Origin of the sequence: Pseudomonas sp. SC3(2021), from assembly GCF_019856535.1 — a bacterium.
Taxonomy (GTDB): domain Bacteria; phylum Pseudomonadota; class Gammaproteobacteria; order Pseudomonadales; family Pseudomonadaceae; genus Aquipseudomonas; species Aquipseudomonas monsensis.
The window spans coordinates 5273531-5294079 of record NZ_CP082236.1 but is presented as its reverse complement, the minus strand read 5'-3'; the positions used below and the strand labels follow the sequence as shown (position 1 = coordinate 5294079).

The 20549-nt window shown below is 62.3% G+C and carries 17 protein-coding genes; 8 read left to right on the top strand and 9 right to left on the bottom strand.

Translation table 11 applies throughout. From position 1 onward, the window contains the following. Nucleotides 1-152 precede the first annotated feature (152 nt). Complete coding sequence (locus K5Y35_RS23500; RefSeq protein ID WP_222833094.1) at nt 153-1889, bottom strand: IlvD/Edd family dehydratase; 1737 nt, start codon at nt 1887-1889, stop codon at nt 153-155. Between the two features lie 193 nt (nt 1890-2082). Between K5Y35_RS23500 and K5Y35_RS23495 the strand changes: the two genes are divergently transcribed. From K5Y35_RS23495 to K5Y35_RS23460, 8 genes are all read left to right on the top strand, one after another. Then, nucleotides 2083-3405, top strand: coding sequence for an MFS transporter (locus K5Y35_RS23495; RefSeq protein WP_128613765.1), 1323 nt, complete (start codon nt 2083-2085; stop codon nt 3403-3405). A gap of 154 nt (nt 3406-3559) precedes the next feature. Continuing rightward, on the top strand, nt 3560-4552 hold the full coding sequence (gene araD1, locus K5Y35_RS23490) for an AraD1 family protein (RefSeq protein WP_128613763.1): 993 nt from the start codon (nt 3560-3562) through the stop codon (nt 4550-4552). A 9-nt stretch (nt 4553-4561) separates the two neighbouring features. Further along, nucleotides 4562-6142 carry an aldehyde dehydrogenase (NADP(+)) gene (locus K5Y35_RS23485; RefSeq protein WP_222833093.1) on the top strand — a complete coding sequence of 527 codons (1581 nt, stop codon included), beginning with the start codon at nt 4562-4564 and terminating at the stop codon, nt 6140-6142. Between the two features lie 166 nt (nt 6143-6308). Then, nucleotides 6309-6608 carry a DUF5629 family protein gene (locus K5Y35_RS23480; protein ID WP_123469157.1) on the top strand — a complete coding sequence of 100 codons (300 nt, stop codon included), beginning with the start codon at nt 6309-6311 and terminating at the stop codon, nt 6606-6608. Then, on the top strand, nt 6608-7783 hold the full coding sequence (locus K5Y35_RS23475) for a lactonase family protein (protein WP_222833092.1): 1176 nt from the start codon (nt 6608-6610) through the stop codon (nt 7781-7783). The genes K5Y35_RS23480 and K5Y35_RS23475 overlap by 1 nt, the downstream gene beginning before the upstream one ends. A 156-nt stretch (nt 7784-7939) precedes the next feature. Next, nucleotides 7940-8119, top strand: coding sequence for a hypothetical protein (locus tag K5Y35_RS23470; RefSeq protein WP_041062495.1), 180 nt, complete (start codon nt 7940-7942; stop codon nt 8117-8119). 262 nt (nt 8120-8381) lie between these two features. Then, nucleotides 8382-8594, top strand: coding sequence for a hypothetical protein (locus K5Y35_RS23465; protein ID WP_222833091.1), 213 nt, complete (start codon nt 8382-8384; stop codon nt 8592-8594). Continuing rightward, nucleotides 8591-8848: a hypothetical protein gene (locus tag K5Y35_RS23460; protein WP_123468014.1), complete on the top strand. Its 258-nt coding sequence runs from the start codon at nt 8591-8593 to the stop codon at nt 8846-8848. Before K5Y35_RS23465 ends, K5Y35_RS23460 begins: the two co-directional genes overlap by 4 nt. 173 nt (nt 8849-9021) lie before the next feature. Here the strand turns inward: K5Y35_RS23460 and K5Y35_RS23455 are convergent, their stop codons facing one another. The 8 genes from K5Y35_RS23455 to K5Y35_RS23420 all read right to left on the bottom strand — a co-directional run bounded on the left by K5Y35_RS23455 (nt 9022) and on the right by K5Y35_RS23420 (nt 20545). Then, nucleotides 9022-9606 carry a glutathione S-transferase gene (locus K5Y35_RS23455; RefSeq protein WP_222833090.1) on the bottom strand — a complete coding sequence of 195 codons (585 nt, stop codon included), beginning with the start codon at nt 9604-9606 and terminating at the stop codon, nt 9022-9024. Then, nucleotides 9603-13244 (bottom strand): AAA family ATPase, encoded by a 3642-nt coding sequence (locus tag K5Y35_RS23450; RefSeq protein ID WP_222833089.1) that lies wholly within the window; start codon nt 13242-13244, stop codon nt 9603-9605. Before K5Y35_RS23450 ends, K5Y35_RS23455 begins: the two co-directional genes overlap by 4 nt. Further along, nucleotides 13241-14485, bottom strand: a complete 1245-nt coding sequence (locus tag K5Y35_RS23445) for an exonuclease SbcCD subunit D C-terminal domain-containing protein (RefSeq protein WP_222833088.1) — start codon at nt 14483-14485, stop codon at nt 13241-13243. The genes K5Y35_RS23450 and K5Y35_RS23445 overlap by 4 nt, the downstream gene beginning before the upstream one ends. Nucleotides 14486-14667: 182 nt before the next feature. Next, nucleotides 14668-16305, bottom strand: coding sequence for a BatD family protein (locus K5Y35_RS23440; protein ID WP_222833087.1), 1638 nt, complete (start codon nt 16303-16305; stop codon nt 14668-14670). Beyond that, nucleotides 16302-18038, bottom strand: a complete 1737-nt coding sequence (locus K5Y35_RS23435) for a vWA domain-containing protein (RefSeq protein WP_222833086.1) — start codon at nt 18036-18038, stop codon at nt 16302-16304. Before K5Y35_RS23435 ends, K5Y35_RS23440 begins: the two co-directional genes overlap by 4 nt. Further along, the gene (locus tag K5Y35_RS23430; RefSeq protein ID WP_222833085.1) at nt 18035-19114 is read right to left on the bottom strand and encodes a vWA domain-containing protein; all 1080 of its coding nucleotides are present in this window, start codon (nt 19112-19114) and stop codon (nt 18035-18037) included. The genes K5Y35_RS23435 and K5Y35_RS23430 overlap by 4 nt, the downstream gene beginning before the upstream one ends. Next, complete coding sequence (locus tag K5Y35_RS23425) at nt 19107-19604, bottom strand: DUF4381 domain-containing protein (RefSeq protein ID WP_222833084.1); 498 nt, start codon at nt 19602-19604, stop codon at nt 19107-19109. Before K5Y35_RS23425 ends, K5Y35_RS23430 begins: the two co-directional genes overlap by 8 nt. After that, a complete protein-coding gene (locus tag K5Y35_RS23420; protein WP_222833083.1) occupies nt 19601-20545 on the bottom strand; it encodes a DUF58 domain-containing protein in 945 nt (314 codons plus the stop codon). Before K5Y35_RS23420 ends, K5Y35_RS23425 begins: the two co-directional genes overlap by 4 nt. Nucleotides 20546-20549 lie beyond the last annotated feature (4 nt).

Below are 20549 nucleotides of genomic sequence, written 5' to 3'. Positions count from 1 at the left end.
CGCGCATCATAGCAGGCACGGCACAATCTTGAGGCGGGTAAAGAACAACTGTGGGAGCGAGCTTGCTCGCGAAAGCGATGGATCAAACAACATTACAGTTGAATGTACCGCCGTCTTCGCGAGCAAGCTCGCTCCCACAGGGATTTGTGTGATCAGTGAGAATGGCGTGGCACTTCCGCACCTCGGCAACCGACCAGGAAATCAAAGTCGCAGCCCTGATCCGCCTGCAGCACATGGTCGATGTACAGCTGACGGTAGCCGCCCACCAGCAGTTGCTGCGGTGGCTGCCGATCGGCCATCCGCGCCGCCAGTTCGGCATCCGGAATGTCCAGATGCAAACGCCCGGTGGCGCAATCGAGTTCGATCCAGTCGCCTTCCTGCACCGCCGCCAGAGGCCCGCCGGCCGCCGCTTCCGGGGCCACGTGCAAAACCACCGTGCCGTACGCCGTGCCACTCATGCGTGCATCGGAAATGCGCACCATGTCGGTCACGCCCTGCGCCAGCAGCTTGGCCGGCAAGCCCATGTTGCCGACTTCGGCCATGCCCGGATAACCCTTCGGCCCGCAGTTCTTCATCACCAGAATCGAGTTGGCATCCACGTCCAGCTCTGGATCGTTGATCCGCGCCTTATACATGTCGAAGTTCTCGAACACCACGGCGCGGCCGCGATGCTGCATCAGTTCCGGGGTGGCGGCGGACGGCTTGAGCACGGCACCGAGTGGCGCCAGGTTGCCGCGCAACACGCAGATGCCGCCGTCGGCGCGGATCGGGTTGTCGAGGAGACGGATCACTTCGTCTTCACCGTAAATCGGCGCGTCCTTGGTGTTTTCGCCCAGTGTCTTGCCATTGACGGTCAGCGCGTTCGGATTGGGAATCAGATTGGCCTCACCGAGACGGCGCAGCACCGCCGGCAAACCACCGGCGTAATAAAACTCCTCCATCAGGAAACGCCCGGACGGTTGCAGGTCGACGATAGTCGGCGTACCGCGCCCGATACGCGTCCAGTCGTCCAGATCCAGTTCGACGCCGATGCGGCCGGCGATGGCTTTCAAGTGGATCACCGCGTTGGTCGAGCCGCCGATCGCCGCGTTGACCCGAATGGCGTTTTCGAAGGCCTCCTTGGTGAGGATCTTCGACAGTTTCAAATCCTCACGAACCATCTCCACCGCGCGCATGCCGGACATGTGCGCCAACACATAACGCCGCGCATCCACCGCCGGAATCGCCGCGTTGTGCGGCAAGGACGTGCCGAGTGCTTCGGCCATGCAAGCCATGGTCGATGCCGTGCCCATGGTGTTGCAGGTGCCCGCCGAGCGTGACATGCCGCCCTCGGCCGCAAGGAAATCGTCGATGGTGATGGTGCCGGCCTTGACCTGTTCGCTCAGTTGCCAGACCACCGTGCCGGAACCGATGTCCTTGCCCTTGTGCTTGCCGTTGAGCATCGGCCCGCCAGTGACGACGATGGCCGGCACGTCGCAGCTGGCCGCGCCCATCAGCAGCGCCGGGGTGGTTTTGTCGCAACCGGTCAGCAACACCACCCCGTCAATCGGGTTACCGCGAATTGCTTCTTCAACGTCCATGCTCGCCAGGTTACGAGTGAGCATGGCGGTGGGGCGCAGGTTCGATTCGCCATTGGAGAACACCGGGAATTCCACCGGGAACCCGCCGGCCTCGATCACCCCGCGTTTGACGTGCTCCGCGATCTGGCGGAAATGCGCGTTGCACGGGGTCAGTTCCGACCAGGTGTTGCAGATGCCGATGATCGGCTTGCCGTGGAACTGGTGGTCGGCGATGCCCTGATTCTTCATCCAGCTGCGGTACATGAAGCCGTTCTTGTCGGCAGTGCCAAACCATTGGGCCGAGCGCAGGGTGGGTTTCTTATCAGACATGATCGATTCTCTTATTGTATGACTATAGTGTTCCAGCTTCGGCTTAACATAAGCGCAAAATCGGCCATTTGGAAGTGTTGTTGGGTAATTAGTAATACTATATAGTCGTTTTCGACAGAGGGATGGCCCTGGCGGTTTTCAGTGAGAGGCGTCCCCTGAGGTTCTATAAAAACAACAATCGGAGACCGACCCCATGAGCCAGGAATTGCGGCTTATTCGCCGCATCACGCTGAAACTGATTCCCTTCCTGATCCTGCTGTACCTGATTGCCTACGTGGATCGCTCCGCCGTCGGCTTCGCCAAGCTGCACATGGGCGCCGATATCGGCATTGGCGATGCGGCCTATGGCCTGGGTGCCGGGCTGTTTTTCATTGGTTACTTCCTGCTGGAAATCCCCAGCAACCTGATGCTTGAACGCTTTGGCGCACGGCGCTGGTTTGCGCGGATCATGATCACCTGGGGTGCGATCACCATCGGCATGGCCTTCGTTCAGGGCCCGCACAGTTTCTACGTCATGCGTTTTCTGCTCGGCGCGGCGGAGGCGGGCTTCTTTCCCGGCGTTCTCTACTACATCACCCAATGGTTCCCGGTGCGCCATCGCGGCAAGATCCTCGGCCTGTTCATCCTCTCCCAACCGATCGCGATGATGATCACCGGCCCGGTGTCCGGCGGCTTGCTGGGCATGGACGGCATCCTCGGTCTGCACGGCTGGCAGTGGTTGTTCATCGTCATCGGTACGCCGGCGATCCTGCTGACTTGGCCGGTGCTGCGCTGGCTGCCGGACGGCCCGCAGCAGGTGCAATGGATGGATCAAAGCGAGAAAGACTGGCTGACCGGCGAGCTGAAAAAGGATTTGCAGGCATACGGCCAGACCCGTCACGGCAACCCGCTGCATGCCTTGAAAGACAAACGCGTGTTGCTGCTGGCGCTGTTTTATCTGCCAGTAACCCTGAGCATTTATGGCCTCGGTCTGTGGTTGCCGACGCTGATCAAACAGTTTGGCGGCAGCGACCTGGTGACCGGTTTCGTCTCGTCGGTGCCGTACATCTTCGGCATCGTCGGCCTGCTGATCGTGCCGCGCAGTTCTGATCGGATGAACGATCGCTACGGCCACTTGGCGGTGCTCTATGTGTTGGGTGCGATCGGCCTGTTCCTCAGTGCCTGGCTGTCGGTGCCATTGGCGCAACTGGCGGCGCTGTGCCTGGTGGCATTTGCGCTGTTTTCCTGCACGGCGGTGTTCTGGACCTTGCCGGGGCGGTTCTTCGCGGGCGCCAGTGCGGCGGCAGGGATCGCGTTGATTAATTCGGTCGGCAACCTCGGCGGCTATATCGGGCCGTTCGTGATCGGGGCGTTGAAGGAGTACACCGGCAACCTGGGTTCGGGGTTGTATTTCCTCAGCGGGGTGATGGTGTTCGGCTTGATGTTGACCGGTGTGGTTTATCGCGTGCTTGAACGCAAGCATGTGCTGCCAGCCGACCAATTTGCCGCCAGTGCACGCGGTGCCACCCGAACCTGAATGCTGGAAGCGACGCAAATCCCTTGTGGGAGCGAGCTTGCTCGCGAAGAGGCCATCACATTCAACATTGTGAGTGACTGAGACACCGCTTTCGCGAGCAAGCTCGCTCCCACAGGGGATCTGCGGTGTTTTTTAGAGGGAATAGGAGAAAATCATGCATCTGGTTCAATTCGAATTAACCAACGGCGAACGCCGCGTCGGCGTGGTCGACAACGGTCTGGTCCGCGAAGTGCGGGACGCCCGCAGCGTGCGCGATCTGGCGCTGGCCGCGATCGAAGCCGGCGCGACCCTTGAGCAGCATGTGCACACGCTCGGCCTCGGTGGCAGCCATGACTATGCGCAGTTACTCAAGGACCTGCGCATCCTGCCTCCGCTCGATCACCCGGACCCGGCGCACCTGCTGGTCAGCGGCACCGGCCTGACGCACCTGGGCAGCGCCTCGGCGCGGGACAAGATGCACCAGCAGGCTGGCGACGAAGCGGCGATGACCGACACCATGCGCATCTTCAAATGGGGCGTGGAGGGCGGTAAACCGCAAACAGGGCAGGCCGGCGTGCAACCGGAATGGTTCTATAAAGGCGATGGCAGCATCGTCGTGCGTCCGGGCCAGCCATTCCCGCTGCCGCCATTTGCCGAGGACGCCGGCGAAGAACCGGAGATGGCTGGCCTCTACGTCATCGGCCACGATGGCAAGCCTTATCGCGTGGGTTTCGCAGTCGGCAACGAATTCTCCGACCACGTCATGGAACGCAAGAATTACCTGTACCTCGCGCATTCGAAATTGCGCAGTTGCAGCTACGGTCCGGAACTTCGCACGGGTGAATTGCCTCAACATCTGGCAGGCACCAGTCGCATCCTGCGCGACGGCGAAGTGCTGTGGCAGAGCGAATTTCTCAGTGGCGAGGCCAATATGTGCCACAGCCTCGCCAACCTCGAGTACCACCACTTCAAATACAGCCAGTTCCTGCGTCCGGGCGACGTGCACATTCATTTCTTCGGCACTGCGACCCTGTCGTTCGCCGATGGCATTCGCAGCCGGCCGGGCGATGTATTTGAAATCAGCCAGGCCGACTTCGGCGCTCCGCTGGTCAACGGTATCGCACCGGTTGCAGCGGCATTTCAACCGAACAGCATCGGCACCCTTTAAGGAGATCCCATGACGCAGATTCTCGGTCACAACTACATCGGCGGTCAGCGCAGCGCGGCTGGCGACATCAAACTGCACAGCGTTGACGCCACGACCGGTGAAAACCTGCCCTACGCATTCATCCAGGCCACCGAGCAGGAAGTCGCTGCCGCCGCCCAGGCCGCTGCGGCGGTGTACCCGGCGTACCGCAGCCTTAGTGCTGAACGGCGTGCACAGTTTCTCGACGCGATCGCCGATGAACTGGATGCGCTCGGTGATGATTTCGTCGCGCTGGTCTGCCGGGAAACCGCATTGCCCGCCGGACGCATTCAAGGCGAGCGCGGACGCACCAGCGGGCAGATGCGTCTGTTCGCCAAAGTCCTGCGCCGGGGTGATTTTTACGGTGCGCGCATTGACCTGCCGTTGCCGGATCGCCAGCCATTGCCGCGTCCGGATCTGCGCCAATACCGTATTGGTCTCGGCCCGGTAGCGGTGTTTGGCGCAAGCAACTTCCCACTGGCGTTTTCCACCGCCGGCGGCGACACCGCGGCGGCACTGGCCGCCGGTTGCCCGGTGGTATTCAAGGCCCACAGCGGCCACATGGCCACGGCTGAGCGGGTGGCCGATGCGTTGATCCGTGCCGCGGAGAAAACCGCGATGCCGGCCGGCGTATTCAACATGATCTACGGTGGCGGCGTGGGTGAGTGGCTGGTCAAGCACCCGGCGATTCAGGCGGTAGGTTTCACCGGTTCGCTCAAGGGCGGACGTGCGCTGTGCGACATGGCCGCTGCGCGTGCGCAACCGATTCCGGTGTTCGCCGAGATGTCGAGCATCAACCCGGTGATCGTCCTGCCGCAGGCACTGGCCGAACGCTCGGAAACCGTTGCCCGTGACCTGACCGCTTCGGTGGTGCAGGGCTGCGGTCAGTTCTGTACCAATCCCGGTCTGGTCATTGGTATTCGTTCGCCGCAGTTCACGGCTTTCGTGCAGCAGGTCGGCGCCTTGATCGGCGATCAACCGGCGCAAACCATGCTCAACGCCGGCACCCTCGGCAGCTACGGCAAAGGCTTGCAGAAGCTGGCCGCGCATCCCGGCATCGAGCATCTGGCGGGTAATCCGCAGCAGGGCAATCAGGCGCAACCGCAGTTGTTCAAGGCTGATGTCAGCCTGTTGATCGACGGCGACGAAGTGCTGCAGGAAGAAGTGTTCGGCCCGACCACGGTGATCGTCGAGGTCGCGGACAAAGCGCAACTCAGTGCCGCGTTGAACGGCTTGCACGGGCAACTGACGGCGACGATTATCGGCGAGCAGGCGGATTTCGAACGCTTCCCGGAACTGACGCCGTTGCTCGAGCAAAAGGTCGGGCGGATCCTGCTCAATGGTTATCCGACCGGTGTCGAGGTGTGCGATGCGATGGTGCATGGCGGCCCATACCCGGCGACGTCCGATGCCCGCGGCACCTCAGTCGGCACGCTGGCGATCGACCGCTTCCTGCGCCCGGTGTGTTTCCAGAACTACCCCGACAGCTTGCTGCCGGAGCCACTGAAAAACGCTAACCCGCTGCGCATTCAGCGCTTGGTGGATGGCAAGCCTTCGCGCGATGCGTTGTAACTGAAAGCGGATATCCCTGTGGGAGCTGGCTTGCCAGCGATGAGGACGGCACCTTCAACATTGATGTGTCTGACACATTGCTATCGCTGGCAAGCCAGCTCCCACAGGGTTCTGCGCCAACAATGAGCTATCATTGCCGGATTTCCCCCTGAAAGACTTGATTGCCATGACTGCCCAAACCCTTCTCAACGCCCTCGAACACTGCGGTATGGTGGAAATCGACGGCCTGCATGCCTTCGAATTCGCCCTCGACGAAGACGACAACCTGCACATCGAATGCATCGACGGCCGCGCGGCCAAGCATTGGGAGTTCACGCCGGCGCAGGTTGCAGCGGCGACGTTTGACGAAGACCTGCAGAGCTGGTTGATCGTTGGCTATGCCAGCGACACCAAAACCACGGGCGAACACCGCCTGGTCTGCCTTGGCGATGTAGTCAGCAGCAGTGATGACGAGGATGACAATTAATGAACATGCGTAAATTATGGCCGTTGTTGATGGCCGGCAGCGTTGGCGCGATGGGCCTGTCCACGGCCAGCGCCGAGACCTTCCAGTTGCTGGTCGGCTCCTACACCGCCGGTAGCAGCCAGGGCATCTATCGCATGAAATTCGACAGCACCACCGGCCAGATCGACGCCAAGCCGCTGCAAGTGGTGAAGAGCGAAAACCCGTCGTGGCTGACCCTGTCCAAAGACCAGAAACGTCTGTTCGTGGTCAACGAAAACGGCCCGGGCCAGAAAGACCCGGTTGGCCGTGTCAGCAGCTATTCGATCGACCCCAAGACCCACGCCTTGAGCCTGATCAATCAAGTGCAGAGCCTGGGCAACGAGCCGACTCATTCCAGCCTCAGCGGCGATGCCGGCCATCTGTTCGTCAGCAACTATTCGGTGGTGGAAGATCCGGGTGGAACGCTGGCGGTATTGCCGGTCGGTGCGGATGGCAAACTCAAACCAGTGGTGCAGATGAGTGCGCACCCGGCGAGCCGGGTCAATCCTGAGCGCCAGGCCTCGAACCACGTGCACTCGACGGTTTCTTCGCCGGACGGCCGCTACGTGTTCTCCAATGATCTGGGCGCGGACAAAGTCTTCATTTATCAATTCGACCCGAAGGCCAATCCGGAGCTGCCGCTGACCCCGGCGAAAACCGCTTCTGTGGCGTTGCCTGCCGGCAGCGGCCCACGTCATTTGCTGTTCAGCGCTGATGGCAAACATGCCTGGCTGACCATGGAAATGAGCGCGCAAGTCGCGGTGTTCGATTACAACGACGGTGTACTGACCCAGACGCAACTGGTCGATCTGGCCGCTGGGCAGCCAACCTCTGACAAAGCCGCTGCCGCGCTGCATGCATCGGCCGATGGCAAGTTTCTTTACGTCAGCAACCGTGGCACGGCCAATCAGCTGCTGGTGTTCAGCATTGATCCGGCGAACGGCCAGCTCAAAGAGCTGCAAAAACGTTCGGTGGAGGGCGATCATCCACGGGAGTTCAGCCTCGATCCGAGCGGCAAGTTTCTGCTGATCGCCAACCAGAAGAGCAACGACATTGTTGTTGTCGAGCGTGATGCCAAGACCGGCATGCTCGGCAAAACCGTGCAAAAACTGCCGATGGACGCCCCGAGTGACCTGAAGTTTTTGCTGCGACAATAAGCCACAGGCCCCGGATTACGGGGCCTGTCTCTTTGTATTAATCGCGCTGATATCCGGTAATGCTACAAAGCATTTCAAGCGATCAACCCTCGAGCGTTAAGTTTGCTTCACGGCCCAACCGGGCAAGCCAGCCAAACGAATACGAGGGTTACCGCCATGAACTTCAATCTCTTCTCCGTCATCGCCGCTTCCGCCATCTCTGCCACCGTGGCCCTGCCAGCCAGCGCCAACGTTGAAATCGCCAGCAAAAAATCCCACACCCAGAGCTACACCCAGAAATACCTGCAACAGAGCGCCAACTTCTACGCCGCCCTGGATCACAAAGCCCAACACTGAAATGCCCGCTTCGAACAACGCCCAGCAGGCGCTGCCGAAGGCTGCGATCTTTGCATCTTGAATGTCAAAAGATCGCAGCCTTCGGCAGCGCCTGCACGTTTGCGTGATCGAAAAATCTCCGCTCGACAGGTTTTCTCCATCGCGGAGATAGACCGGCTAAATAATCAACCAGGTTGATGTTTACTATGGCAAACCCTGAGTGGTTAGCACGGTTTTTTTGATTGATCCTGACGGCACTGAAACATGCCCACGGAGAAACATCATGGCCAGTGCAATCATCACCTCAGCCAGGCGCGGCGCCTATATGGCCATTGGTCTTTACCTGGTCCTGGTGTTGTTCGTCAGCGTCGCTGCGCAGACTCAACACAACTTCGACGCGCCGATCCAGGTCGCACACCCCGGCATTCAGTTCGAACACCGCGCAGACAGCGTGCTGGTCGATCGGGAGGAACTCGCAGGGGTAGGCGGAGCATGAAAGGCTACAGACTTTGGGTCATCGCCGGTCTGGCACTGATGACCAACGGCGCTGCGTTACTCGGCTTCGGTCAGGGTTCGGTCGGCGCACTGGCACGGGCCATAGAGGCCAATCACACCATCGCGCACAACATCGAACGGGCAAATACCCTGGGGCTGATGGCCGGCAATCCACCGATGAAAGTCTCTGCCGATTTTCTCGGCCCCTTTGAAGTGGATTGCATGGCACTCGGCATGTGCAACGCACTCGCCTAGACAACGCGAACCACTGTGGCGAGGGGATTCATCCCCGATGGGCCGCGAAGCGGCCCCAGACCCGGCAAACTGGATTGTTCTGATACACCGAGGTTTCTGATTTCAGGGCAGCTTCGCCGCCCATCGGGGATGAATCCCCTCGCCACAAGGTGTTCGGTAGCAGGAATTCGGGGTTACTTCTTCATGATCGAGGTGAAGAGGTCGGATTCGAGGAAGCGCTGCAACCATGCCTGCAAACGCACGTAAGGCGTCTGCGCAAACCACTCACGATCAACATGTGCAAACTGCCGAACGAAGGGCAGCAGGGCGATATCCGCCAGGCTGGCATGATCGGCCAGCAAGTACTCACGATCGGTCAGCAGTTCATCCAGACGCTGCAAAAACAACGCGCCCTCAGCCCGATAAACTTCCATCGGCTGCTCGGGATAGCGTTCGGCGTACTTGTAGCGATTCAGATGCACCTTGAACACCTGATCATTGGCCTCGATCAACTCGGCAATCCGTGGATCACCGCCCAGTAGCCAGCCCTGCGGATCATGCTGCGCCAAGGCCCAGCGCATGATCTCCAGACTCTCGTCAATCACCTGCCCACCGGCATCCAGCACCGGCACCGTGCCCTTGGGCGAGATCGCCAGCATCTCGGCGGGCTTGGCCTTGAGGCTGACTTCGACGATCTCCACCGGCACCCCGCAATAACGCAGGGCCATCCGCGCACGCATCGCATAGGGGCAGCGGCGGAATGAATACAGCGTATTCATTTCACCTCCAGGGTGCTCAAACCATTGCCCTGACGCTGCACCTGAATCTGCACCGGAATCCGCTCGTGCATTTCCTGTACGTGGGAAATCACCGCCACCTTGCGGCCCTGGGCCTGCAACCCGTCGAGCGCATCCATCGCCAGTTGCAGCGACTCCGGATCGAGGCTACCAAAGCCTTCGTCGATAAACAGCGATTCGATTTTCAGTGTGCTCGACGCCATCGACGCCAGCCCCAATGCGAGGGCCAGCGACACCAGGAACGTTTCGCCGCCGGACAACGAATGCACCGAGCGCAGTTCATCGCCCATTTCCGTGTCCATCACCAGCAGGCCGAGCATGCTGCCGCCGCGCTTGAGGCGATAGCGTTTGACCAGTTGGCGCAACTGCACGTTGGCGTGATGCACCAGCAGGTCGAGGTTGTAGGCCTGGGCGATTTTGCGGAATGTGTCACCGGTGGCGGACCCGATCAGCGCGCTGAGCCGTGCCCAACGCTGATATTCGGCGTAGGCCTCGGCGATCTGCTGCGCCAGCGCTTGATTGGCGTTTTGCCGGCGCTGATCTTCTGCCTGTTCGGCGCGCAGTTCGGCGCATTGCTGTTCACTGATGTTGAACTGGTTTTGCAGGTCGGCGAGGGCGCTGGCCAGTTGCTCGGCATCGAGGTCGCCGTTGTGTTGCGCCTGATGATCGAGCAGGCGCTGGTCGCGCTCTTGCAGCAAGACCCTGGCCTGCTCGATGGCTTTTTCAGTGTGCTGCAAGCGCTGGCGCAGTTCGGCGACTTGACCGTCATCGACCCGCAGCAGATCTTCGAGGCCACCGTCATCGAGTTCTGGATGTCGGGCGCGCCAGTCGGCAATCTTTTGCGTCAGCTCGCTGTCTTCGCTTTGCAGTGCTTGCAAGCGTTCTTGCTGAGCCTTGAGTTCGGCGCCGGTCTGCACGCGTTGCGTGCGCACATCCTGGAGTTCCTGAGTCGTGCTGGTCTCGGCGTTGCGCGCCTGCTCCACGGCCTGTTCCAGTTGCTGCTGCCAGTGCTCGGCGCTGCTGTGTTCGCCGAGCAGTTGCGCGAGTTGGGTCTGACAGGCCTGTTGCTGCGCGGCCAATGTGCTGAACTGCTGCTCGGCGTTTTGCTGCTGCTGGACGCGGCTCAGTTGGCGGTCCTGTTCCTTCTCCAGCGTCTGTTGACGTTGCTGCTGTTCGGCCAGTTCTTCCTTTTGCTGCTCGACCTGCGCCAGACGCTCGGCAATCTGCCGGTCCAGCTGCATGAACGTCGCCGCCGGCTCGAGGCGCAAGGCCTCAAGCGTGTCCGCTGCAAGCAAGTTGCCGAACGCCGCGAGTTCTTCGTCGAGACGCTGACGATCGCTGCTCAACTCGCGCTGCTGATTGCTCAGGTGCTGCGCCGCTTGCTGGTGCGCGGTTTCGGCCTGGCGCAATTGCTGAGTCAGACGCGCCGCGTCCTGTTGCAGGGTGAGCAGGGCGCTCTGGCGCTGTTCGTCCTGGCTGATGCTCTGGTTCAACTGCTCGTTTTGCCGGGTCAGCCAGGCATCGCGTTTGTCGGTGTCCTGATTCAGTAACTGAGCAGTCAGCGGATGCGCGTCGAGGCTCGGCGCAAGCGCCTGTTGCTGCGCGGCCAGTTGTTCCTGCTGTTGCAGCAGTTCCTTTTGCTGAGCGATCACGCCACCGACTTCGGCGCGCAGCTCGATGAGTTTTTCCTTGAGCTGATCGACCACGTGCTGAGCGTTGGCCTGTTCGCTTTCATCATGGCGGCCGAGGCTTTGCAGCAAGGCTTCGGGCTGATGATAGGGGTGCTCGTTGCTGCCACAGACCGGGCACGGCTGGTCGTCCTGCAACTGTGCACGTAACTCTTCGACACTGGCACTGCGCGCCAGACGCTGGCGTTCGAGCAGTTCGCGGGTGACGTTCAGGGTTTGTTCGGCGACCGTCAGCTCGGCTTTGGTTTTTACCCCGTCCTGGGTCAGGCGTTCGCGTTCCTGCTGGGCGCTGAGCTGGCGTTGTTGCAGCTCGGCGCTGCGCTTGTCCAGCTCCTGCTGGCTGACCCACAACCGCGACAGGTCTTCAATCGCACGCAGTTGCTTGCGGTTGTCCTGCAGCAGCGTGCCGAGAATGCCGATCTGTTCGGCGACGGCATCGGGTTCGGCGCCGGCCTCTTTGAACAGCACTTCAAGTTGCTGTTTCTGTGTGGTCAGCTCTGCGGCGCTGCGCGTGGCGTTTTCTTCGAGGCTCGCCAGTTCCGTCTGACCTTTGTTCAAACGATTGCCGATCAACATCAGCTGTTGCAGGCGATCGCGGTAGGCATTCCAGGCGTCGCTCAGCGGCGCCAGATGAGCGCTTTGCTCAAGCTCGGCGGCGATGCGTTGCAGGCGTTCGGCAACCTGGCTCTGTTTTTCCAGCAAGCCTTGAATGGCGTTGTGTCCCTCAGTGCAGGCCTGCTGCGCATTGAGCCTGGCTTCGGCGCTTTGGGCGACTTCCTTGGCCAGACGGGTGAGGGTGCTTTGCTCTTCAAAGGCCTGACGCAACAGCGGCGCGTTTTCGCTTTGTCGTTGTTGTGCTTCGCTCAGGGCGATTTTCGCCGCTTCGAGGTTGTGCTCCAGCTGCGTCTGGCGCTCAGTCAGTTCGGCGTGTTGCCGGGTGTGCGCGGCGATTTGCGCGGCCAGTGGCGTCAGTAGGGCATCGAGTTCGGTTTTGCGCGCGAACTGGTGTCGTTGTGGACCGAGCTGCTCCAGGCGCGTCAGTTTCACCCGCTCGCCAGCCAGACTTTCCGAATGTTGTTGGGCACTGTGCAGTTGCTCGGATGCAGCTTGCTGCGCGTCTTGCAGCACCCGCAAGTCCTTGAGCCAGCTGTGCTGCTGCTCAAGTTGCTTGAGCTGCGCCTGTTGCCGTTTCAATTGCTGTTGCGCGGCGTTGAAACGCTGATCCAGTTCAGCCCGGGCTTCGGGCGCCAACGGGGTCACGCCGGTGGCCTGATCCTGCAATAGCTTGTGCGCTTCGCGGGCCTCTTTGGTCTTGTCGAAGGCGCGGCGGCCGAGGCGGGTGTACAGCGCGGTGTCGGTGAGTTTTTCCAGCAGCTCGCTGCGATCGTTGTCGTCAGCCTTGAGGAACGCGCTGAACTCGCTCTGCGCCAGCAGCACGGCGCGGGTGAACTGTTCGAAGTTCAGGCCGAGGGCAGCTTCCAGTTGAGTCTTGTATTCGCCTTTCTGGCTGGCGAGCAGTTGATCCTGGTCGATGTCGCGCAGGCTCTGCCGGCTGGCCTGCAACTTGCCGCCGGCCTTCTCGCGGGCACGGTTGGCTTCCCAGCGCGCACGGTAACGACGGCCATCGACACCGACGAAATCCACTTCTGCATAACCTTCACCGGTGCCACGTCGCAGCAAGGTGCGCGGGTCGCCGGTGGCGATTTCGCCGTCGGCATCCGGGACTTTGGCGTCACGGCCGGTGTTGTTCAGGCGCGGCACGGCACCGAACAGCGCCAGGCACAGGGCGTCGAGCAGGGTACTTTTACCCGCGCCGGTCGGGCCGGTGATCGCGAACAAACCGGCGCTGGCCAATGGCTCAGCGGTGAAATCAATCTCGAACGGCCCGGCCAGCGAGGCAAGGTTTTTCAAGCGAATGGCGAGAATCTTCATGGCTGCTCGCCCTCCAGTTGTACGTCTTGCAGCAGTTCGGCGAAGTCCTTCAGCGTCTGCTCATCGACCTCGTTGCCGTAGTTGTCGAGCCAGGCGCGACTGAACAGTTCCTGCGGGGTGAGTTGGTCGAGTTCGATCAGCGCGGTGCCATCCTCCTCGCCGTTCGCGCCACGGTTACCGGCGTATTCAGCGGCGATGCGTACCAGCCGCACGGCTTTGCCTTGCAACGCGGTTTCGACTTGATGGCGCAAGTCCGGCTGCGGCTCGTCGAGGCGCACACGCACTTCCAGCCACGGTTGGCGCTGGGTTTCGGCGAGCAGGTCGATGTTCGGCAGGTCCGCCAGTTGCAGGAGAATCTCGGCCAGCGGTGCCGGGCCAATGCGTTGCAGGTTGACCGAGCGCGGAATCAGTTTCGGCTCGACGCTGACCAGGGTTTCGCCGTCGAGGATGATGTCGAGGATCTGGTGTTGATAGCCAATCTCCGAAAACGACAACGGGATCGGCGAGCCGCTGTAGCGAATGCGTTCTTCACCGTTGACCTTCTGCGGCTTGTGCAAATGGCCGAGGGCGACATAACTGATGCTCGGCCCGAACAGGCTGGCGGGCAGGGCTTCGGCATTGCCGATGATCAGGCTGCGCTCGGAGTCTTCCGACACCGAACCGCCGGCCATGTGCGCATGGCTGATGGCGACCAGCGCCTGACCGGGCTGGCGTTTGGCGTTGGCCGCCTCGATCAGCCATTCGTGCACCTGGCCGATGCCACGCAAATAGTTGTCGCCCAGATGCGCGCCAGTCACCTCCGCCGGACGCAGGAACGGCAGCGCCAGGCACCACGCGGCGACTTCTCCGGTTTTATCCGGCAATGGCAGCAACAAACGATCGGCATCCAGTTGCCCGTCATCCAGCCACAACACCCGACCCAGCGCATGCGTGCGCAAACGGCGCATCAACGGCGCGGGCAGTTCGATCCGTGAGCCGGAATCGTGGTTGCCGGCAATCATCACGATGGTCAGCAACGGCTGCTGTTCGTGGGCGCTGACGATGAAATCGTAGAGGCGTTCCTGGGCTTTGACCGGTGGATTGACCGTGTCGAAGATGTCACCGGCGATCAGCAGCACATCCGGCTGCGCCAGTTGCAATTGACGCAGCAGCCATTCAAGGAAGCACGCATGTTCGAAATCGCGCTCCTGGCCGTGCAGGTTTTGCCCAAGGTGCCAGTCGGAAGTGTGGAACAGACGCAAGGTGGACTCCGCAACAGTAAAAGAGGTAATGGCCGCTGGAAAATGACGGCGGCGAAAGAGGGGAGAGTTTACAGATTATTGCGGCAGGAGGGCTGATGTGGCGACAGCGGTGCTGGGCCGTGGAGGTTGTGGCGAGGGAGCAAGCGCCCTCACCACGGAATTCCCTGCATTCCGGGGACGGTTTATTTCGGATAGAGCGGCGGCAAGCCGCTGTCAGCCACCGGGTCTTGCACCCGCTCCGCCGCTGGAATCGTGCGAATCGCCCGCCACAGATCCTCACCTTGCCAGTGCTGGCCGGTTTCGCTGTACAGCGCGCCGTTGAGACCGTCGAGTGCATCCGACAGCGGCACAAAGCGCGCCGCCATATCGGCAAGCGTCTCCGGTTGCTGCCGCGCCCACGCATCCAGCGCCTGCCGCGTCGCTTGCGGATCATTGGCCTGGCACGCCCGTTTGATGTCGTCCATCAAGGTGCGCGGACTCGGCCCGGTTTGCGCGGCACGATGCACCGCCGGTTGCCAGCGTGCGCGCCACCACAGGCCGAAGCCGAGCAGGGTGGTGCAGGCCAGAATCAGCGTGCTGAGTTTCCACCACCACAACACATCGTTATCGACGACGCCCGGTTGCAGGTTGCCGGTCGGCGTATCGACCTGCAGGCTCGGATTGTTCGCCACTTGCAGGGTGCGCGCGGGCAGGCTGCTGTGTTCCAGATGGTCTTCGAAGGTGTTCCACCACACCACGTCCACGGTCGGCAATTCGATCGAACCGCTGCGGCTCGGCACCAAGGCTTCGCGTTCTTCGCGGCTGCCGACCAGGCCCCGGTCAGTGCTCTGGTTGCTCAATACCGGTTGATCGGGGTAGCGGCGCAGGCCGTTGACGTCGGTGCCGGGCAGGGTCGGCAGTTGCGAACTGGCCAGCCCCTCGACCCGCAGCGTCAGGCTGCGGGTCAGGGAATCGCCGACTTGCGTGTGTTCCGGCTCCGGGTTCCAGCTCTCGCTCAGGCTCAGGCTGCGCGCCGGTAACCATGGTGCGTCGACCGGGTAGGTCAGGGGTTTGGGTTTGACCGTCAGCGGGATTTGCGAAGAGCTGACGCGCATCAGCTTGCCCGGTTTCGGGCCTTGTGCGGTCGTGTCCTGCGCGGGCTGCGTGTCGACCAGCGTGGCGCTGAAAATCTGCGGCGCGATGGTCAGCAAGCCGCTGTGCTGCGGGTAGATCGCATAGCGCATTTCGATCACGCCATGGCGCACGCCGTTGATGTCTTTCTCATAGGTGCGGGTGTCGCCGAGCTGCTCGATTCGCGCATCGGCGATTTGCAGCGGGGTCAGGCTGCTGTCGTCGTACAGCGACACCGAATGGTAGATGCGCAGGGTCAGGATCGCCTGGGCCTGCACATAGACGCTGGACTGATCGAGGCTGGCCTCGATGAACACCGGGTCGAGGTTGTTTTTCTCTTCGCGGGTGTCGCTCTCGACCACTTGCACGGTGATCGGCTGGCTCTGCACGTCACCCAGTTGCAGCGGCGGAATCACCACGCTGCCGTTCTCTTTCGGCAGCAGGGTGATGATCCAGCGGGTGGTCGCGCGGTTGTCGCCATTGAGGGTGTTCAACTGGTTGACCTGGCGCGTGCCACGCACTTCGAACAGCGCTTCCAGCGGCGTCAGGTCAGGTTTGCCGAACTGGGTGACATCGTTGGTTTCGAGGGTGAGCTCGACCGTCTCGCCGGAGTTCAGGCGACTGCGATCCACGCTGGCCGTCAGCTCGGCCGCCTGGGCGGTGGCCGTGCAGATCAGCAGGGGCAGCAAGAGAGCGGTGAAGCGGGTCATCGAGTGTTTTCCTGATCCTGATGTTGTTGCTGTTCGTACCAGAATTTGCGTCGCAGCAATTCCCCCGGATCGTCCGGGATCTTGCCCAGCCATTGTTCCAGGGCCTGACGTTGCTCGCCTTCGAGGTTGTTCTCGCTCGGGCGCAGCGTCGGCACGGTGTCCGTTTGTTCTTCCTCATCGCTGCCTGGCACTTCGTTGGGGCCTGGCTGCGGCGGTGCGGTTGCGGGCGGTTCGCTGGCCGACTCGGCGGGATGCGCCTCGCTCTGGGTCTCGCTGTTCACCGCCGGGGGCGGTGCGGTCGCCGGCGGTGGTTCGTCGCCGGGCAGATTCTGCTGCGCCGGGGATTTTTCCGGCTCGGGTGGCGGCGGGGTGCGTTTCTGCTTCAGCAGGTTTTCCACCAGCGCCTTGTTGGTCTGCGCCGGACGCAGATCCGGTTGCAGTTCCAGCGCCTGTTCATAGGCGTCGATGGCTGCTTCCAGCTCACCGCTTTTTGCCAGGGCGTTGCCACGATTGTAGTGGGCGCGGGCATCGCTGCCTTCGGCGAAGCGCTGGGCGGCGCCACTGTAGTCGCCGGCCTCGTACAACGCTACCCCTTGCCACTGGTGATCTGCGAAATGTTGCGCGGCTTCGGCCGGGCGCTTCTGTTTGAGCAAGTGCAGGCCTTGTTGGTCGGGGCGCAGCCACAAGTCTTCGAATTCAAAAGCGTAGCTGGGCTGCGGCAAGCAAAACAGCAGCGGCAGGCAGAACAACCACCCACGGCGCCCGGCGCAAGCGGCGAGCAACAACAGCGGCAACAGCAGCCAGTAACCCTGATCGGCCCACGTGTCGAGACGCACGGTCTGGCCATCGTCACGCAAGCTGCGCGGGCCGTTGAGCAGGCCGAGGCTGCCCAGGTCGCTTTCGTCCAGACGCGCGGCGTGGTATTCGCCGCCAACGCTGTTGAGGAAGGCTGCAAGCCCCGGGCTGTCGAGTTGCGGGACGCGGATCGCGCCTTGTTCGTCCTTGAGGAAACTGCCGTCCTCCTGGGCGATCGGCGCACCTTCGGCGGTGCCGATGCCGAGCATCAGCAATTGTGGCGATTGACCGCTCAGTGCCCGGCGAATGCCTTGGCGTTCTTCTTCATCCAGCGACGAGCCGATCAACAGAATCCGCCCCTGACCAAGCGCGCCCTGTTTCAGCAGGGCCAGCGCTTTGCCAACCGCCAGATCGGCGCGATGGCCGCTTTCCGGCATCAACGACGGCTTGAGCGCGTCGAGCAGATTGCGACTGGTCGCCAGGTCATCCGACAGCGGCACCAGCGTGTGTGCGCTGCCGGCGTAGACGACGATGGCAGTCTGCGCATCGCTGCGCGCCTGCAACAGGTCGAACAGCTTGCGCCGCGCCTGTTCCAGGCGAGTCGGTGGTGAGTCGGTGGCGAGCATCTCCGGGGTCAGTTCGAGGATCACCACCAGCGGGTCGGCGGGTTTCTGGCTGGTCTGTTCGACCCGCTCCCAACTCGGCCCGAGCAACGCCAGTGTCGTCAGCAACCACGCCGAACCGAGGGCGACCCACGGCAACTTGCTGTCGCGGCCGTTACCGCCGCTGAGCAGGGTGGCATGAAACGCCGGCGGCAGAATCATCTGCCAGCGCCCGGCACGTTTCTGCCGATGCCAGAGTTGCCAGAGCAGCCAGCCGAGCAGTGGCAACAGCAGCAACCACCACGGACGGAACCAGTGCGGCCAGAGCGCGATCATCGGCGCCTCCGCAGACGCAGACGCTTGAGGCGCTCGCGCCAGTCAGGCAACGGACTTTGCAGATACAGCTCCTTGGTGAACAGGCGTTGCAGCGGATTGTCCGGCCACAACTCGCGAGCGACCAGCAACAGGCTCAGCCACAGGGCGAGGGCCAGCGGCCACTGATACAGGGCTTGCGCCGGGCGCGCCTCGGTCGGTTGCTGGGTCACCGGCTCGAGCTGATCGAGGGTGTCCTTGATCGCTTGCAGTTCCTTGCCGTCATGGGCGCGGAAATACTGGCCGCCGGTGGCCTCGGCAATGGCTTTGAGCGCCGGCTCGTCGAGGTCCAGGCTCGGGTTGACCCCAAGCAAACCGGTCGAACCGCTGTCTTCAGGATTAGCGCCAATGCCGATCGGGTAAATCTTCACGCCTTCGCTGGCCGCCAGTTTCGCCGCCGTCAGCGGATCAATCTCGCCACCATTGTTGGCGCCGTCAGTGACCAGAATCAGTACACGGCTTTGTGCCGGACGCAGGCGCAGGCGTTTCAGGGCCAGACCGATGGCGTCGCCGATGGCGGTGTTCTTGCCGGCGATGCCGATCCGCGCTTCGTCGAGCCAGACCCGCACGGTGTGACGGTCGAAGGTCAGTGGCGCCTGCAAATAGGCCTTACTGCCGAACAGGATCAAGCCAACGCGGTCGCCATCGCGGCTTTCCAGAAAGTCGCCGAGCAGGTGCTGCACCAGCGACAAGCGACTGACGTCTTCGTCCTGCCACTGCATGTCGGGGAAGTCCATCGAACCGGACACGTCCACCGCCACCAGCAGATCACGGCCACTGGCGGCAATCGGCAGCGGCTCGCCGAGCCATTGCGGGCGCGCCGCTGCGGTCAACAGCAATAACCACAGCAACATGAATGGCGCCTGCTGACGCCACGCCGGCAGATTGGCCCGGGCGCGACGGCGGGCGAGGCCTTCAAGGTCCGAGAGAAAGCTGACTTTCAACGCCGGCTCGCCACTGTCGGCCACCGGCAGCACAAGACGCATCAGCCACGGCAGCGGCAACAGGGCAAAGATCCACGGCCAGGCGAACTCAAACATGCTTGCGAATCCAGGTGTCGACGGCCTGGGTCAGGCCGGCGATGGCTTTGTCGTCGAGTTTGCATTCCGGTTTGTAGGCGCCTTCGACCAGGACCATCCAGCGCGTCAGGCCGGCCGCCGGGCAACGGTTATCGAGGAACGCCAGCCATTTGCGGCCGTTGAGTGTGTGGCTCTGGCTATAAGGGTAATGGTTGCGGCACAAGCGCTTGAGCAGGCCGTTGAGCTGTTGCAGCCAGGCCCCGGCCGGCGCGCCGTCATAGGGCTTGGGCATTTGGGCGAGTTCGGCGAGGGCGGCGAGGCGCACCGGGTCCAGCGGCTGTTCGGCGCGCACGATCGGGCGCTTCTTGAGCGGGATGAAGCGGCGCAAACGCCACGCGCCGTAGCCGAGCAATGGCAGCAGCAACAGCAGCAGCCACCAGCCCGGCGCCGGCGGCCAGAAGGCAATCGGTGGCGGCGAAATCAGCGGTTGCAGTTGTTCGAGGCCGTTCATCGCCCGGTCCCCGGCCGCTGCGGATTAAGGAACTCGCGCATCTGCTCGACCATTTCACTTTGCGTGCTCAGCGGCATCAGCAGCACCCGCAGTTTCTGCGCGAGCAATTCCCAGCGGGCAATGCGCGCTTCGGCCTGGGCGCGGTAGGTCTGGCGCAGGTCGAAATTGAGGGTGTCGAGTTCCAGCTGGGCACCGCGCTCGGCGAAGCGTAACAGGCCGGCAGCGGGCAGGGCGTGATCCAGCGGATCGGACAGCGGCAGCATCAGCAGGTCGCAATGGCGCGACAGCAGGCTCAGTTGCTGTTCGGCACTGTCGGACAACGCGCGCTCGTCGCAGATCACGATCACCAGACTGCCCGGACGCAACACTTCCCGTGCCCGCCGCAGGGCCACGCCGAGTGCATCACGATCCGCCTCACGCTCCGAATGCAGCGACTGATTGACCTTCACGAGGCGGTTGAGCAATTGCAGCAGGCTCTGCTTGCTGCGGCGCGGTTTGATTTCGTAGTGCTCGTTGTCGCCGAACACCAGCCCGCCAACCCGGTCGTTGTGGCCCAGCGCGGCCCAGCCGATCAGCGCCGCCGCTTGCGCCGCGAGCACCGACTTGAACATCAGCCCGGAACCGAAAAACAGCCGCGTGCTTTGCTCGACCATGATGAAAATCGGCCGTTCGCGTTCTTCATGGAACAGCTTGGTGTGCGGCTCCTGCGTGCGCGCCGTCACGCGCCAGTCGATGGTGCGCACGTCGTCGCCAGCCTGGTAGACCCGCACCTGATCGAAGTCGACGCCGCGACCACGGAATTTCGAGTGGTGCAGGCCGATCAGCGGGCTGCGCTGACTCGGCGTGGAAAACAGCTGCACCTCGCGCACACGATGGCGCATCTCGATCAGCTCGGCGAGGCTGACGCGGATGCCCGGTTCGGATGGCAGGGGGGCGTTCATGGGG

Bases quoted from the DNA above. Each gene is read 5' to 3' on its own strand.
- K5Y35_RS23500 (WP_222833094.1), bottom strand. From the start codon at position 1,889: ATGTCTGATAAGAAACCCACCCTGCGCTCGGCCCAATGGTTTGGCACT.
- K5Y35_RS23495 (WP_128613765.1), top strand. From the start codon at position 2,083: ATGAGCCAGGAATTGCGGCTTATTCGCCGCATCACGCTGAAACTGATT.
- araD1 (WP_128613763.1), top strand. From the start codon at position 3,560: ATGCATCTGGTTCAATTCGAATTAACCAACGGCGAACGCCGCGTCGGC.
- K5Y35_RS23485 (WP_222833093.1), top strand. From the start codon at position 4,562: ATGACGCAGATTCTCGGTCACAACTACATCGGCGGTCAGCGCAGCGCG.
- K5Y35_RS23480 (WP_123469157.1), top strand. From the start codon at position 6,309: ATGACTGCCCAAACCCTTCTCAACGCCCTCGAACACTGCGGTATGGTG.
- K5Y35_RS23475 (WP_222833092.1), top strand. From the start codon at position 6,608: ATGAACATGCGTAAATTATGGCCGTTGTTGATGGCCGGCAGCGTTGGC.
- K5Y35_RS23470 (WP_041062495.1), top strand. From the start codon at position 7,940: ATGAACTTCAATCTCTTCTCCGTCATCGCCGCTTCCGCCATCTCTGCC.
- K5Y35_RS23465 (WP_222833091.1), top strand. From the start codon at position 8,382: ATGGCCAGTGCAATCATCACCTCAGCCAGGCGCGGCGCCTATATGGCC.
- K5Y35_RS23460 (WP_123468014.1), top strand. From the start codon at position 8,591: ATGAAAGGCTACAGACTTTGGGTCATCGCCGGTCTGGCACTGATGACC.
- K5Y35_RS23455 (WP_222833090.1), bottom strand. From the start codon at position 9,606: ATGAATACGCTGTATTCATTCCGCCGCTGCCCCTATGCGATGCGTGCG.
- K5Y35_RS23450 (WP_222833089.1), bottom strand. From the start codon at position 13,244: ATGAAGATTCTCGCCATTCGCTTGAAAAACCTTGCCTCGCTGGCCGGG.
- K5Y35_RS23440 (WP_222833087.1), bottom strand. From the start codon at position 16,305: ATGACCCGCTTCACCGCTCTCTTGCTGCCCCTGCTGATCTGCACGGCC.
- K5Y35_RS23435 (WP_222833086.1), bottom strand. From the start codon at position 18,038: ATGATCGCGCTCTGGCCGCACTGGTTCCGTCCGTGGTGGTTGCTGCTG.
- K5Y35_RS23430 (WP_222833085.1), bottom strand. From the start codon at position 19,114: ATGTTTGAGTTCGCCTGGCCGTGGATCTTTGCCCTGTTGCCGCTGCCG.
- K5Y35_RS23425 (WP_222833084.1), bottom strand. From the start codon at position 19,604: ATGAACGGCCTCGAACAACTGCAACCGCTGATTTCGCCGCCACCGATT.
- K5Y35_RS23420 (WP_222833083.1), bottom strand. From the start codon at position 20,545: ATGAACGCCCCCCTGCCATCCGAACCGGGCATCCGCGTCAGCCTCGCC.